This window comes from Enterobacter cloacae complex sp. 677-3DZ2D5B (assembly GCF_004136695.1).
GTDB lineage: Bacteria > Pseudomonadota > Gammaproteobacteria > Enterobacterales > Enterobacteriaceae > Enterobacter > Enterobacter hormaechei_C.
The window spans coordinates 224,000-236,675 of record NZ_QFLS01000010.1 but is presented as its reverse complement, the minus strand read 5'-3'; the positions used below and the strand labels follow the sequence as shown (position 1 = coordinate 236,675).

Sequence of the window (12,676 nt, the reverse complement as noted above, 5' to 3'; positions counted from 1 at the left end):
CTACTCTCGTTTTTGCATCTGAAAGTCGGTTCTGTTCGCGCAGACCGGCTTTCGCCATTTCTGTAGTTCTCACATAACCCCCAGCATCGACGTCACCATCGTCATCAGCGGTCCTACCTGCTCCGGCATGAGTCGGAACAGCGACGCTATACCCTCGCTTACCTCTTTCAGCTTCTGATGCTCTGGAGCGTCAAGCAGCACTGCCTGCTTAGCCTCGGCACACTCTTTCATCGCGGATGCGATCAGAGACATCGTGTCGTTCTGCGGCGACAGCCGGTTGCGGTACTCCAGCGGCAGGACGGACATGATTGCCGGGGCCAGCTGGCGAATATTGTTGGCGGCGTATTCGGTGTCGCCATCAATCCAGCGGAACACCTTCTGCATCTGGCGGTGCGAGTCAGTCGGGATATCCAGACCGGTGCCGCCGGTTGCCCGCCACTCTTCAACAATCAGCGCTGCGACAAATTCACGGCTGCGGCATTCAGCTGCCCAGGCGCGAACAGCTGCGCGGATCCCATCGATGTTTAACGCCTTGGAATCAGGCTCCCGGCGATTCTGGTAAATCATCGCCGTTGGCGAAAATTTGTTACCTTGTTGATACGCAAGTGAATGCATTGCTTTCCCTTTCGTGGTTAGGCCGCAGTATCACGCGGCGATGCGAATACCAGGCTTTCTTTTAGGACCGGAGCCTGGCGGTGAAAATTCTTCGTGCCTTTCTCGATAGCAGATGCCATTTCTGGAGATGCCCGGCGATTTCCGTAGGCGATCTGGTCCAGGTAACCTGGCGTCGTGTTAGCCAACTTTGCGAGCTGCGCCCATTCGTCGGTAGTGGCGGCCTTGCGCCAGCGGTGTAGTTCAGTGCTCATTGGTGTCTCCGGGTGAGTCGTTTGATTTGGAGTTTAGCGTTATGCTAAATACTACGCAAGCATCATTTAGCAATTTGCACATTTATCATTTTGCTAAAAGCAGTAACAATGCAGGTATGGAAAATAAAGAAATCAGAAAAGCCAACCTGGAAGCGCTGTACGATAAGCGTCAGCACGAGTCTGGAATGACCAAAGCGCAGTTTGCCGAGCTCATCGAGACAAGTCCGGCTGCGCTTAGCCAGCTACTGGGACCAAACCCTCATCGCAATATCGGCGATAAGATGGCTCGCAAAATTGAAACTGCGCTTGATCTGCCTTTTGGCTGGATGGATGTTTTACACGCCAGTGAAGAGCCTTCGAACGTTGCATTTCGAGGACTGAACGAGACAAAAGGAAGTTATCCTGTAATCAGCTGGGTAAGTGCGGGGCAATGGATGGAAGCTGTAGAACCTTATCACCGAAGAGCGATAGATCGCTGGTATGACACGACTGTTGACTGCTCAGAAGATTCATTCTGGCTGGACGTTAAAGGGGATTCTATGACCTCCCCGGCCGGCCTGAGCATACCAGAGGGAGCAGCGATACTTGTTGACCCTGAAGTCGAACCGCGCAACGGGAAGCTGGTTGTAGCAAAGCTGGAAGGTGATAACGAAGCGACCTTTAAGAAGCTTGTAATCGATGCCGGCAGACGCTTCCTTAAGCCACTTAACCCCGCATATCCAATGCTAGAGGTTAATGGAAACTGCAAAATTATCGGCGTTGTGGTTGATGCCAAAATACTAAACATCCCATAACCTCACGCAAACCCCATCAAGCCCGCCATCGCGCGGGCTTTTTTACGTCCCGAATCCCTGTGCTGTAAATTTTTAATCGCTTATTAATCAATACGCTAAATAAAACCCACTAACAATTTAGCATTTTGCTATTGCGCATAATTTAGCATCACGCTAAATTTACCCCATCGAAACGAAACATCGACAGCTGAGCGAAGTGAGCCAGCGGCGGACAGCAAGTCGCCTGCTTTTTAACAACATGCAAAGTCGGAACAGCACTCGGTAATCCTGTTTAGACCCCAACGCAAATGTGCGGCGTAGCACCGGGCGCGATCCGGTCGGTGTGAGGCTACCCCCTCGCGAGAGCGATAAAGGCGTGAGAACGGGAAACACGGATGGGATGAGAGGTGCGAAGCGCAAACAGATTTATTCCAGTCCATTCGAAGTTGAGTGGGCTGGGCTGAATCACAGAGTCTTTCACGCCCGATTGGGCATCACGTTCAAATGGCTAGCCGCTGCCACCCTTTTCGACGCGGCGCACCGTATCGGAGGAGTTATGTAACAGGTAACAGTGACGACTGAAAACCAACATTCAGCCCCGGATTACGCCGGGGCACACCGCGGAATGTTTTGGGGTGTGGTGAAGGCTGCTATTAGCACGCGGCAAACGCTCTACCTGTGCGACAGGCACTACACCGACCAAAGCATTTCTCCCGCATCAGCGGGTAACGACAGAGGGTAAGGGTATGAGTCAACGAATTGATGGGGAGATTATCCGGGGGGTCATCAACGACCCTCGCCTCTTCTCAGGGATTGAACGTGTCAGAAGTGGCAGAGTTCAGATGTTCGGAAAGCGGATTGTCCAGGGTGGAAAGTGCATCCAGGAATGCGACTTTGAAATCACTCCACCAGAAAGGAGTTGGTACTCAAAGGAAATTGATGGGGTTTGGCATTGGGTTGAGGGTTGTGATCATTGCAATGGCTCTCCTATGAAATGGGCCTATGTTCGCTGTGACAAGCATGATGTCTGCGTTGATTGCGGTGTAGATAGAGAGCGTGCAGCGAAATCTCCAGGCATTGATGGAATTGGTGCTGTTTGGGGTTGCAGTGACGGATGGCGTTGCAATGACTGTCAGGAACTAATTAACAAAAAGCGTCTTGCAGAAGCAGAGGCTCGGATCGTCCCTGATGATGAATATGATGAGATGGATTTTTGGCACGAAGATGAGGCTCGCTGCCCATGGTGTAGGGCTGAAATTTCCACCGATGAATCATACGACGCCTGCCAAGAAGAGCATAAATGCCATGAGTGCGAGCGCCACTTCAAACTGACGGCGGAGCACTCCGTGACTTGGACAACAATTCGAGCAATCAAAGCCGCCTAACCAGCGGCTTTTTTCATACCTCAGTCGCTTCACCGAGGCGGCTTAGTTATGACAACCGGCGGCCATCCACCGCCACTTTTTTTGTTTTTTTCGCACAAGCGCAGAAGTCTTGTATTAACCGTTCGGCGGCGCGGCCTTAAGCGCGGAGATGATTATGACTCTTATCGAATTGACCAAAAAGAAAATGGCAATTGAAGCCGAACTGGCTCAGTTGAAGGAGAAGTTTGTTGATGACACCTCACGCATCTGTAAAGAGCTGATCGCAGTGTCTGAAGGCATCAACCAGGCCAATAAAGGTCTAACGGTTGATATGGTTCGGCATGGCATGACGATCATTAACTTCGGAGACCCGAAACAAAGCGCGGAGCGACGCGGGTGTGTTGAAGACGCGATTAACGACATTGCATCGGGGTTCACCCGTCTGAGCGAGCGTTATTTTGGCACAAAAAACTACGCCCAATGGAGCGATCAGCGTGAAGACCATCGCTATGGATATGGCCCTAAACACGGCTCTATCTGCTTCAAGATCGGCTTAACTGGCACCGCACTTAATAAGCTGGCAAGCGGCGGGTTGAGTGATTACGACGCTGAATGCGCTATCTACTGCCTGATGAACATTGACGCCATCAATGCGGCAAACGCCAAAGCCCGGGAGGCATCATGACAGTCACCCACAACGGCAAGCAGTACACAGCCAAAAAGCTCAACGATAACGAGTGGCAGCTGACGTCGGTATCGGCACCGCGGGAAAAACTGGTGCTGAACAGCTGGCAGATGCATATCGCTGGCCTCCTGGAACAGGTTGAGGTGAAGGTATGATTGGAATGCACTACGGAACAGCATCAGTGCCACGTAGCGAGGTTTTACCGGGCACAATGCTGCAACACCACGGCAAAACTTATCGCGCCTCTGCGAACGTTGAGAAAGGCCTGTACGCCTTCAACATCTTCGAAAAAACCATCATCAAAAGTGATTCCGTCGTTGTGCTGCTGAATGAGCGCGGCGAGCCGATGGTTCACTGATACCAACCACCCTATTCAACCGATCGGCCAGGCATTACGCGGGCGGGATCTGCACATCTAAATTTCAGGAGTTCAGCCATGAATATCACATGCGAGTGCGTTGATATGCGCACGTCCGTCGGGCCACACAACACCATCAAAGTTGAGATGGAAGGCGTTGTCCTAGCCGGCACAGTTAAAACCCGTGACGTACTACCCCAGCTCGATGGCGCAGAAGTCATCGAGTGGCTGGCTGAGCAGGGTTACATCATCACTCATCAGGAGCGCGCAGCATGACGGCCGCAGAACGGCGGGATGAAGAGTCATTCCTGCGCCTTATGCGTGACGTATTGCCGGATAAGCCTGAGGGGAACGACGAGCCAGTGAATCTGGCAGCCGAGCGGCAAAACCCAGTTATTAGTTGGGATGAATTTGCCGGTAATTTTAATTAAGAGAGATTGCTATGAAATTCGAAAAAGCCATGAGGAAGAAAGCCAAGCTACGGCTGGCACTTACCGGGCCAAGCGGTTCAGGGAAAACTTATAGCGCGCTGATGATATGCAAAAGCATGGGTGGGAAAACAGCGGTTATTGATACCGAAAAGGGAAGCGCATCACTCTACTCGAATGAATTTGATTTCGATGTTCTGGAATTGGATCCCCCATTCAGCCCTGAGCGATTTATTGAAGCCATTTGCGCTGCGGAAGCGGCTGGTTATGACAACCTCGTCATCGACTCAATCTCGCATGAATGGAGCGGCGTTGGTGGCTGCCTTGATGATCTGGACACCATTGCCAAAACAAAATTCAAGGGCAATACCCACGCCGCCTGGAGCGCATTAACTCCACGTCATCGCAAGTTTCTTGACGCAATTCTTCGTGTTAATTGCCACTTGGTTGCCACCATGCGAAGCAAAACGGAAACAGCACAACAGGAAGGAAGCAAAAAGGTTGTGAAGCTGGGAATGAAGACTGAGCAGCGAGACGGCGTTGAATATGAATTTACTACTGTTCTCGACATCAACCATGAAACTCACACGGCTACTGCATCAAAAGATCGAACTGGCTTGTTCTCAAATGCTGATTACACGGTGATGGATGAGACAGTTGGCAAGCGACTTATGGGGTGGTTAAACGACGGTCGCTCTAAAGCAGAAATAGACCTTGCTCACTTTGTCTCCACAGCAGAATCAGCGCCTTCCTTCGAACAACTTAAAACTGCCTGGGCAGAGGCTTTTAGGACATTACGAGACACGCCAGAGCAGGTGAAAGCACAGGAAGTATATGAGGCCAGAAAGGCAGAATTAACCGGCAATGAACAGGTGGCATAAATGGCTAGCAAAGGCGTAAACAAAGTGATCCTAGTCGGTAACCTCGGGCAAGACCCCGAGGTCCGTTATCTTCCGTCCGGCGGCGCAGTGTGCAGCGTGACGCTGGCAACTTCGGAGTCATGGCGAGATAAAGCCACTGGCGAACTGAAAGAGCAAACAGAATGGCACCGCATTGTTCTGTTCGGAAAGTTGGCTGAGGTGGCCGGGGAATACCTGCGCAAGGGCTCTCAGGTCTATATCGAGGGTCAACTGCGCACCCGCAAATGGACAGATCAATCCGGTCAGGAAAAATACACCACGGAAGTGGTGGTCAACGTTGGCGGCACCATGCAGATGCTGGGTGGCCGTCAGGGCGGTGGCGCACCGGTAGGTGGCGGCCAGAGCCAGCAGCATGGCGGTTGGGGTCAGTATCAGCATCCGCAGGTCGGCAACCAGTTCAGCGGCGGCGCACAGTCACGTCCGCAGCAGCAGTCGGCACCAGCCCCATCTAACGAACCACCAATGGATTTCGACGACGATATTCCATTTGCTCCTGTAACCCTTCCCTTCCCTCGCCATGCTATTCACGCAATTTAAGGATGAAAATGAACCACTTAATGATTGACCTCGAAACGATGGGGAGCGGACCATACGCGCCGATCATCTCCATTGGCGCTGTATTCTTCGACCCGAACACTGGCGCAACAGGCGATGACTTCCAGGTGAATGTATCGCTTGAGTCATCAATGAGGTTTCGCGCCCGGCCTGACGCCTCAACAATCCTGTGGTGGATGGAGCAAGGCGAGGATGCGCGAAAGGCGTTAACCAATGATACCAAAGAGCTTTCCACCGCTCTGTGTTGGCTATCTGAATTCATCGCCAAACACGCCAGGCCGAGATTCGTTCAGGTATGGGGCAACGGTGCATCGTTCGACTGCGTCATTCTCCGTAACAGCTATGCACTGATCGGGCAGGAAGCGCCGTGGCAATGGTGGAATGACCGAGATGTCCGCACAGTAGTTGAGATGGGTAAAGCGATCGGCTTCGACCCTAAGCGCGATATGCCATTTGAAGGCACCCGCCACAGTGCGCTGGATGATGCTATTCATCAGGCCAAGTATGTCTCTGCTATCTGGCAGAAGTTAATCAAATAACCCCCGCTAAGGAATACCAAATGTCACAACCTCCTCAAGGGGCGGGATACTTTCGTGCGCCCAAAAAACTGGAAACAAAGGAGCAAGTCATCGCTCGGGTCTGCGCTTACCTTGAGGAGAGCCTGGGTAAGAAGCGGGTTGATAACCGAACGCCAGAAGAGATTCAGCAGGCGGAGGATGATTACTGGACCGAGAAGCTTCTACGTCGATACGAAGCCAAGCTATGGCACGACAACTTTATGGCCTCTTTCCAGCCTCAATACGAAGCCTGTGGACCTAAACTCCCCTCACGCACTCGCTATGGGCAAATTGATTATTTCGGCCGCGGCGGCGCGGTAAGGAGTGAATGATGACTCACGCTCACGACGACATCAGGGTAGGAAATCTGTGCCTTCCCTTCATTGGTAACGGCTGGCTAATGCCATGGGGTGAAGTGGTCAGCAATCCATTAAAGGCGCAGCGGCTCGCTGAGGAATATCGGGAAAGGCAGGAGGCGGCATGACAGCGAAATACTCACTTCTGTATGTCGACCCGCCCTGGTCTTACGGCAACACAATCAGTAACGGCGCCGCTGCCGATCACTACTCCACCATGAAGTTAATCGACATCAAGCGTCTGCCAGTGTGGGAACTTGCCGCCGAAAACGCAGTGCTGGCGATGTGGTACACCGGTACGCATAACCAGGAGGCCATCGAACTGGCTGAGGCCTGGGGTTTTACCGTTCGCACGATGAAGGGCTTCACCTGGGTGAAGCTGAATCAGAACGCCGAGCTACGCATCAATAAAGCCCTGGCCGAGGGTGAAGTTGCCGACTTTTACGACTTCCTCGATCTGCTTAACTCAGAGACGCGCATGAACGGCGGCAATCACACCCGGGCCAACACCGAAGACCTGTTGATTGCCACCCGCGGCGCCGGGCTGGAACGTAAGCACGCCGGGATTAAGCAGGTGGTATACAGCCCGCTCGGAGCGCACAGCGAAAAGCCGTGGGAAGTGCGTCATCGGCTGGAACTGCTTTACGGTAATGTTCCGCGCATTGAGCTGTTCAGCCGCAGCGCGGCGCCAGGCTGGCACCACTGGGGAAATCAGTGCGCCACCGCCGCGGTTGAATTGCTGCCCGGCTGCGCCATCGATGTTGTTAAGACGGAGGCCGCATGACGCCAGAAAATGACAACGCCATCCGCGCGGCCTGCCGCCGATGCACCGAGGAAATCCAGCAGGCCATGCGCAAGAAGCCAAAGCCTAACTGGAACGAAACGGTACCTCCCATCATCAACAAGCATCACAAGAAAATTGAAGCTCTGGGAGTTAGCCTCCTGGAGTTCGTCGTCAAAACTGGCCGCCTGAACGGGCGGTTTGGAGCCGAACAATGAATATGAAAACTGAAAAAATCGTGATGATGGACAGCGATGAAGCGGCCATCATCCAGACTGTAACTGGCTGGGTGGACCGCCAAGGTCGTTTCTGGGGCGGTGACGAGCACCAGGCGCGCTGGTGCGGCGCTACTCATCGCAAGTGTAAAAACAAACCTGACGAACACCCTATTCATAGCACTCATGGCTATTGCGAAGAATGCCACCGCGAAAGCCGACAGGCTAAGTTCGCCACCTTTTAGCGCGCGGTATGGGCGGGAGAGCCGCTCGTTATCTTTGACAGTGACCAGTACTTTTTCGACGCTGAATCGCTGGCTGACTATTGCTATGAGCACTCCCTGATGCCGAGCGAGTTGCAGTTAATGATCTGCGAGCCTAACTACCCGCCGGAGTTCGACCTGGAACAGCACTGCGAAGAGATAATGCCTGATGGTGATGACTATTACTGCTTGCCGCAAGCTGTGCGTGATGCTGCTGAGGCGCTGAATAAGGCTCTGAAGGAAAGTGCTCCAGTATCGTGGAGCGCCAGCAATCGCGTGGCGATCGTCTCTGACGACATGCTCAACGAAGAGCAGAAGGCCGAAATAATGGCGGAGCGAGCCGCATGAAATCGTTCATCACCCGGGAGCTTAAGGCTCCCTTTTTATTGCTGGCGTTCATCTACAACCGAATTAACCGACAGTTCCGGGAGCATTGACCATGAGCGATAAGTGTACGTTGGATGGAAATCTAATTAATCGCTGCGACATGCTGGCTAAGGCCCTCGAGTATGGAAACCCATCATATCGATCGAAAGGCGCGTTTATCCCTGAGCGAGTGAATTTCAACACTGGCAAGCCGGCAATCGATATTGCGCAACTACACTCCGGCGAGTATGTCGGACGTGGAATCGCTATGAACTTCTGCCCCTTTTGCGGGGAGAATCTTAAGACATGGGAGCAGTGATTATGGCCGATATCATCGATACCGCAGCAGAGATTGAAGAGCTTCAGCGTAACGCTGCCCTTTCCGCTCACCGAGTGAACCGTAACGACGTATCAGCTGAGCGTTGTGAAGAATGCGACGAACCGATTCCCGAGCCGCGGCGCGCTGCCGTTCCCGGCTGCCAGACCTGCGCGGATTGCCAGAGCGTCATCGAATTGAGGAATAAGCAGAGGGGGATTTGATGGATTACAGCAAGTTGAGTGATAAGGAAGTTAATCGAAAGGTTCAGATAGCTTCAAGACTAATTGGCTCAATGACGGGGAGAGGCGTCCTAATTGTCAGGGATGGAAAGTGGGAATTCTTCGATCCGTGCAATAACCCGGCAGATGCATGGCCGATTATCACCGCAAATAAAATCAGCATTTACGCAATGAGCGAAGCGGACAAAAGAGGCGGTTGGGGGGCGGAGGCTTTTCATCCCAACGATGCATATAGCTTTAACGATAACCCACTTCGTGCCGCAATGATTGTCTTCCTCATGATGCAGGAGTCAGCCAATGTTCAGGATAATCCAGCCTAATACCTGGTACGCCGATCCCCACGGCGCGCCCTGCAAGATAATCCGCGTTACCCACGAAGTCATCCACTACATCCGCAACGGTCGCACCTGCATCGCCAGCATGGGCCGCTTTAATCAGGATTTCGAGCCGCTGACCAAAGCACAGGCTGAGCGGATCGCCGAAGAAATAGAAACAGCAGAACACCTGAAGAAGCTGCGCGCCCAGCGCGCGGCATGAGGAGAGATTATGGGATTAGACATTACTGCGTACAGCAACATTAAGCGCCTGGACGCTCATCTGAATGATGATGGCGAGGCTGTCTATAACAGCAATGGAGTGGTGGTAGAAGCGTATTACTTTCACGTTTGGAAAAACCCAAGCTTCCCGGGTCGTGCGGATGAGCTGGTCGATGGGGCTGTTTATACATATGAAGACTGCACAGGTCACGGCGTAGGTTATGGCGGCTATTACTGGTGGCGTAACGAGCTTGCAGAAATTGCTGGCTACCCGGTTGGTGAATATGAGAGTGGACATGGAAAAGAAGCTAACCATTTTGGTGGTGTGCTCAACTCCGATAGCGGCCCATTCTATGAATTGATCAACTTCAGTGACTGCGAAGGATTTATTGGCACAGCTGTTGCGACGAAATTACTGGCTGATTTTAAAACCTTCCATGACAAGGCTGAAGAGATCGGCAGCCTCTTCTTCGAGCAATACAAGCACTGGCAGTCAGCCATGGAAATGGCCTCGAACAATGGCTGCATTAGCTTCCACTGACGCAACTGATAGCCAGTTATGAGCTGGCTATTGGGTGCGAAAGCGCCACCTCGTGATCCCTTTTGCCCGGCCCCGCGCCGGGTTCTTTTTTGCCTGGAGGAAATGCATGGTTGAGGCAAAAACACTGACAGCCAGACAGGCGGCCGAGCTACTAATCACCTCACCGAGAACTGTCTACCGTCTTATCGACTCGGGGCAGCTGGCCGGGAAGAAGATCGGGAACAAATACCGAACGACCGACGTCGCCTGTATTGCGTATTTACATGACCCGCGCGATCCTGTTCCTGCGAGCGCGGGTGAACATAAAGGAGAAATTTTATGTCAATCACCCTCAGAGGCGGCGTCTGGCACTGTCATTTCGTTACGCCGTCAGGGAAAAGAATTAGACGATCTCTTGGTACGGGGGACAAGAAACAAGCGCAGGAGCTGCACGACAAGCTGAAGGCTGAAGCGTGGCGGGTAGATAAAATTGGGGAGCTTCCGACGAGGACATTCGAGGAATGTTGCATCAGGTGGATCCGCGAGAAGGAGCATAAGCGGTCACTTGATGACGACAAGACCAAAATAGAATACTTCCTGCGGCATTTCTCCGGGCGGGATATTTCGACCATCACAGCCGAGCAGGTTAACGAGGCTGTTTCTAAGATGGTCAACCGTAAGCATATTCAGATCTGGGAGTCACGCAGGGACGCGGCTATACGGCGTGGGAAGGAACCGCCTCCGTATGTTGAGAAACCGGTAAGCCAGGCCACAAAGAGTCAGCACCTTTCGTTCATGCGATCTCTGTTCAAGGCTGCGGCTAATGACTGGGGCTGGATTAAAACGGCCCCGGTTATAAAAACCAAAAAGCCGATCAGCAAACGCATCCGATGGCTGACCAGGGACGAGGCAGAACGGTTAATTGCCTGCATGCCGGAGTCGATAAAGCCGGTGGTGATATTTGCACTGGCAACCGGCCTGCGCCGCTCCAACATCATTGATCTGGAGTGGCAGCAGGTCGATATGCAGAGAAAGGTTGCATGGGTAAATCCGGAGAACGCGAAGGCGGGCAAGGCTATCGGCGTGGCTCTGAATGATACCGCATGCAGGGTGTTAAGGGATCAGATCGGGAAAAGTTCCAGGTGGGTATTCGTTCACACGAAGCCATCAACGCGCCCGGATAAAACCGTCACTCCGGCTGTCCGCAAAATGCGAGTGGATGACAATGTCGCCTGGCGCATTGGACTGGAAAGAGCGGGTATAGAGGACTTCCGTTTTCACGACCTACGGCATACCTGGGCGAGCTGGTTAATTCAGTCCGGCGTGCCGTTGTCCGTTCTGCAAGAAATGGGCGGCTGGGAGTCCATCGAAATGGTCCGTCGATACGCTCACCTGGCACCGAACCACTTAAGCGAACACGCACGGAAAATTGATGCCATTTTTGGCAACCATGACACAAATACGACACAAGGAGAAAATCAGGCTGGCTTGAAACTGGCGTAAGCGCCTGTTTTTAAATGGCACGCCCTGTAGGATTCGAACCTACGACCTACGGCTTAGAAGGCCGTTGCTCTATCCAACTGAGCTAAGGGCGCACGGAGAAGAGTGTACTTCGCGGTGGTGAAACGCCTGGAATTATACGGTCAATGCGTAGTGAGTCAATGCCTTTTCCGCCTTCTCTGGCGATAATGACTAGCTGATTGTAAATACGGCTGTTTTTTCAACATTTATCCCTCTTTTACGGGCTGCGAAAAGGCTTAGCCGCTTTTAAGTAACGCCTGCTGTTTTCCTGTTTACTTCACCTTCACACTGTCCTGCGGTATCCCGGCCGCCTGGAGGCTGGAAGTGAACAGGACGACGGAGTGACAGCGCCAGAGCAGACAGGTTTTCCCTCGTGCGTGCAGCACATCTCACACGACATTACAGGCATTAAGCTTGAACCTATTGTCGCCCTCTCCTCTTCACGCGCGGTGGGGGCCGAAGTGCTCAGCGTGCTGTCGCCGCATCAGCAAAGCGAAAGCTTTTTCCAGGACTGGTCAGCCACCCGGGCGCTTGTTTTGCTGGAAGCACAGATCGCCGCGTTAAAAAACCCCTTCCCTTGTGACAACCTTTTCATAAATTTGCCGATAACCGTTCTGACCATACCGGAAATGTTCCAGCGTTTACTGCAACTTAACAGCCCACCGCTGAACATTGAACTCGTGGAACCTGCCTCGTTCTTTTCACTCTCAGACCCGGTACGTCAGAGGGTGAGTTGTGCGCTTCAGCAGTTGACCGCGCGGGGACACCGGATCTGGCTGGATGATATTGATGAAGCGTCAGGGCAAGCATTTTTATCCTGTCGCCTGCCGTTAAGCGGAATAAAAATCGATAAGATCGCTTTCTGGCGTTTACGTGAAACGCCGGCGCTGACACAGCTGGTCACCCTTTGTTCAAAAATTGCTGCGAATGTGCTTATTGAAGGCATTGAAACAGAACGGGACCGTACATGCGCGCTTCATGCTGGCGCGCGCTTCGGTCAGGGATATTATTGGCCATCCTGGAGATGGCAGGAGGACTGAACGGTCATCGCCAA

General features: G+C 52.7%; 25 protein-coding genes and 1 tRNA gene. 23 read left to right on the top strand and 3 right to left on the bottom strand.

Features of this window, described 5'->3' with window-relative positions; all coding sequences use genetic code 11:
* Nucleotides 1-69: 69 nt before the first annotated feature.
* Nucleotides 70-615 carry a toxin YdaT family protein gene (locus DD597_RS17080; protein ID WP_129256426.1) on the bottom strand — a complete coding sequence of 182 codons (546 nt, stop codon included), beginning with the start codon at nt 613-615 and terminating at the stop codon, nt 70-72.
* Nucleotides 616-632: 17 nt separating this feature from the next.
* Complete coding sequence (locus tag DD597_RS17075; protein WP_000102594.1) at nt 633-866, bottom strand: hypothetical protein; 234 nt, start codon at nt 864-866, stop codon at nt 633-635.
* 41 nt (nt 867-907) lie between these two features.
* Here DD597_RS17075 and DD597_RS17070 point away from each other — a divergent pair, with 41 nt between their 5' ends.
* From DD597_RS17070 to DD597_RS25195, 22 genes are all read left to right on the top strand, one after another.
* Nucleotides 908-1,660, top strand: coding sequence for a LexA family transcriptional regulator (locus tag DD597_RS17070; RefSeq protein ID WP_129256425.1), 753 nt, complete (start codon nt 908-910; stop codon nt 1,658-1,660).
* 725 nt (nt 1,661-2,385) lie between these two features.
* Complete coding sequence (locus DD597_RS17065) at nt 2,386-3,024, top strand: hypothetical protein (RefSeq protein WP_129256424.1); 639 nt, start codon at nt 2,386-2,388, stop codon at nt 3,022-3,024.
* A gap of 154 nt (nt 3,025-3,178) precedes the next feature.
* Nucleotides 3,179-3,688, top strand: coding sequence for a hypothetical protein (locus DD597_RS17060; protein ID WP_129256423.1), 510 nt, complete (start codon nt 3,179-3,181; stop codon nt 3,686-3,688).
* Nucleotides 3,685-3,843 carry a hypothetical protein gene (locus DD597_RS24890; RefSeq protein WP_165298141.1) on the top strand — a complete coding sequence of 53 codons (159 nt, stop codon included), beginning with the start codon at nt 3,685-3,687 and terminating at the stop codon, nt 3,841-3,843. The genes DD597_RS17060 and DD597_RS24890 overlap by 4 nt, the downstream gene beginning before the upstream one ends.
* Entirely contained in the window at nt 3,840-4,046 is a 207-nt protein-coding gene (locus tag DD597_RS17055) for a cell division protein FtsZ (RefSeq protein WP_001752704.1), read from the top strand. Before DD597_RS24890 ends, DD597_RS17055 begins: the two co-directional genes overlap by 4 nt.
* A gap of 78 nt (nt 4,047-4,124) precedes the next feature.
* Nucleotides 4,125-4,322 (top strand): hypothetical protein, encoded by a 198-nt coding sequence (locus tag DD597_RS17050; protein WP_032667076.1) that lies wholly within the window; start codon nt 4,125-4,127, stop codon nt 4,320-4,322.
* Nucleotides 4,319-4,477: a hypothetical protein gene (locus DD597_RS24885; RefSeq protein WP_165298139.1), complete on the top strand. Its 159-nt coding sequence runs from the start codon at nt 4,319-4,321 to the stop codon at nt 4,475-4,477. Before DD597_RS17050 ends, DD597_RS24885 begins: the two co-directional genes overlap by 4 nt.
* An 11-nt stretch (nt 4,478-4,488) precedes the next feature.
* Nucleotides 4,489-5,355, top strand: a complete 867-nt coding sequence (locus tag DD597_RS17045) for an ATP-binding protein (RefSeq protein ID WP_045897885.1) — start codon at nt 4,489-4,491, stop codon at nt 5,353-5,355.
* Nucleotides 5,356-5,931, top strand: a complete 576-nt coding sequence (gene ssb1, locus DD597_RS17040) for a single-stranded DNA-binding protein SSB1 (RefSeq protein ID WP_129256422.1) — start codon at nt 5,356-5,358, stop codon at nt 5,929-5,931.
* A gap of 8 nt (nt 5,932-5,939) precedes the next feature.
* Entirely contained in the window at nt 5,940-6,488 is a 549-nt protein-coding gene (locus DD597_RS17035) for a 3'-5' exonuclease (RefSeq protein ID WP_129256421.1), read from the top strand.
* A gap of 20 nt (nt 6,489-6,508) precedes the next feature.
* Nucleotides 6,509-6,838: a hypothetical protein gene (locus DD597_RS17030; protein ID WP_129256420.1), complete on the top strand. Its 330-nt coding sequence runs from the start codon at nt 6,509-6,511 to the stop codon at nt 6,836-6,838.
* Nucleotides 6,838-6,990 (top strand): DUF1317 family protein, encoded by a 153-nt coding sequence (locus DD597_RS17025; protein ID WP_032665753.1) that lies wholly within the window; start codon nt 6,838-6,840, stop codon nt 6,988-6,990. Before DD597_RS17030 ends, DD597_RS17025 begins: the two co-directional genes overlap by 1 nt.
* Nucleotides 6,987-7,646 (top strand): MT-A70 family methyltransferase, encoded by a 660-nt coding sequence (locus DD597_RS17020; protein ID WP_129256419.1) that lies wholly within the window; start codon nt 6,987-6,989, stop codon nt 7,644-7,646. The genes DD597_RS17025 and DD597_RS17020 overlap by 4 nt, the downstream gene beginning before the upstream one ends.
* Entirely contained in the window at nt 7,643-7,861 is a 219-nt protein-coding gene (locus tag DD597_RS17015) for a hypothetical protein (RefSeq protein WP_112032411.1), read from the top strand. The genes DD597_RS17020 and DD597_RS17015 overlap by 4 nt, the downstream gene beginning before the upstream one ends.
* A complete protein-coding gene (locus DD597_RS25205; RefSeq protein ID WP_232969532.1) occupies nt 7,858-8,103 on the top strand; it encodes a hypothetical protein in 246 nt (81 codons plus the stop codon). Before DD597_RS17015 ends, DD597_RS25205 begins: the two co-directional genes overlap by 4 nt.
* Before the next feature lie 99 nt (nt 8,104-8,202).
* Nucleotides 8,203-8,469, top strand: a complete 267-nt coding sequence (locus DD597_RS25200) for a hypothetical protein (protein WP_255571210.1) — start codon at nt 8,203-8,205, stop codon at nt 8,467-8,469.
* Nucleotides 8,470-8,808: 339 nt separating this feature from the next.
* On the top strand, nt 8,809-9,027 hold the full coding sequence (locus DD597_RS17000) for a TraR/DksA family transcriptional regulator (protein WP_045896259.1): 219 nt from the start codon (nt 8,809-8,811) through the stop codon (nt 9,025-9,027).
* Complete coding sequence (locus tag DD597_RS16995) at nt 9,027-9,365, top strand: phage protein NinX family protein (protein ID WP_058691403.1); 339 nt, start codon at nt 9,027-9,029, stop codon at nt 9,363-9,365. Before DD597_RS17000 ends, DD597_RS16995 begins: the two co-directional genes overlap by 1 nt.
* A complete protein-coding gene (locus DD597_RS16990) occupies nt 9,343-9,582 on the top strand; it encodes a DUF4222 domain-containing protein (RefSeq protein WP_032652766.1) in 240 nt (79 codons plus the stop codon). The genes DD597_RS16995 and DD597_RS16990 overlap by 23 nt, the downstream gene beginning before the upstream one ends.
* Nucleotides 9,583-9,591: 9 nt before the next feature.
* Nucleotides 9,592-10,122, top strand: a complete 531-nt coding sequence (locus DD597_RS16985; protein ID WP_129256418.1) for a hypothetical protein — start codon at nt 9,592-9,594, stop codon at nt 10,120-10,122.
* A gap of 106 nt (nt 10,123-10,228) precedes the next feature.
* A complete protein-coding gene (locus tag DD597_RS16980; protein ID WP_071886183.1) occupies nt 10,229-10,564 on the top strand; it encodes a helix-turn-helix domain-containing protein in 336 nt (111 codons plus the stop codon).
* On the top strand, nt 10,447-11,604 hold the full coding sequence (locus tag DD597_RS25195) for a site-specific integrase (protein ID WP_232969542.1): 1,158 nt from the start codon (nt 10,447-10,449) through the stop codon (nt 11,602-11,604). The genes DD597_RS16980 and DD597_RS25195 overlap by 118 nt, the downstream gene beginning before the upstream one ends.
* A gap of 15 nt (nt 11,605-11,619) precedes the next feature.
* Here DD597_RS25195 and DD597_RS16970 read toward each other — a convergent pair.
* A tRNA-Arg gene (locus tag DD597_RS16970) sits at nt 11,620-11,696 on the bottom strand.
* Nucleotides 11,697-11,999: 303 nt separating this feature from the next.
* Between DD597_RS16970 and DD597_RS16965 the strand changes: the two genes are divergently transcribed.
* On the top strand, nt 12,000-12,662 hold the full coding sequence (locus DD597_RS16965; RefSeq protein ID WP_045330287.1) for an EAL domain-containing protein: 663 nt from the start codon (nt 12,000-12,002) through the stop codon (nt 12,660-12,662).
* Nucleotides 12,663-12,676 lie beyond the last annotated feature (14 nt).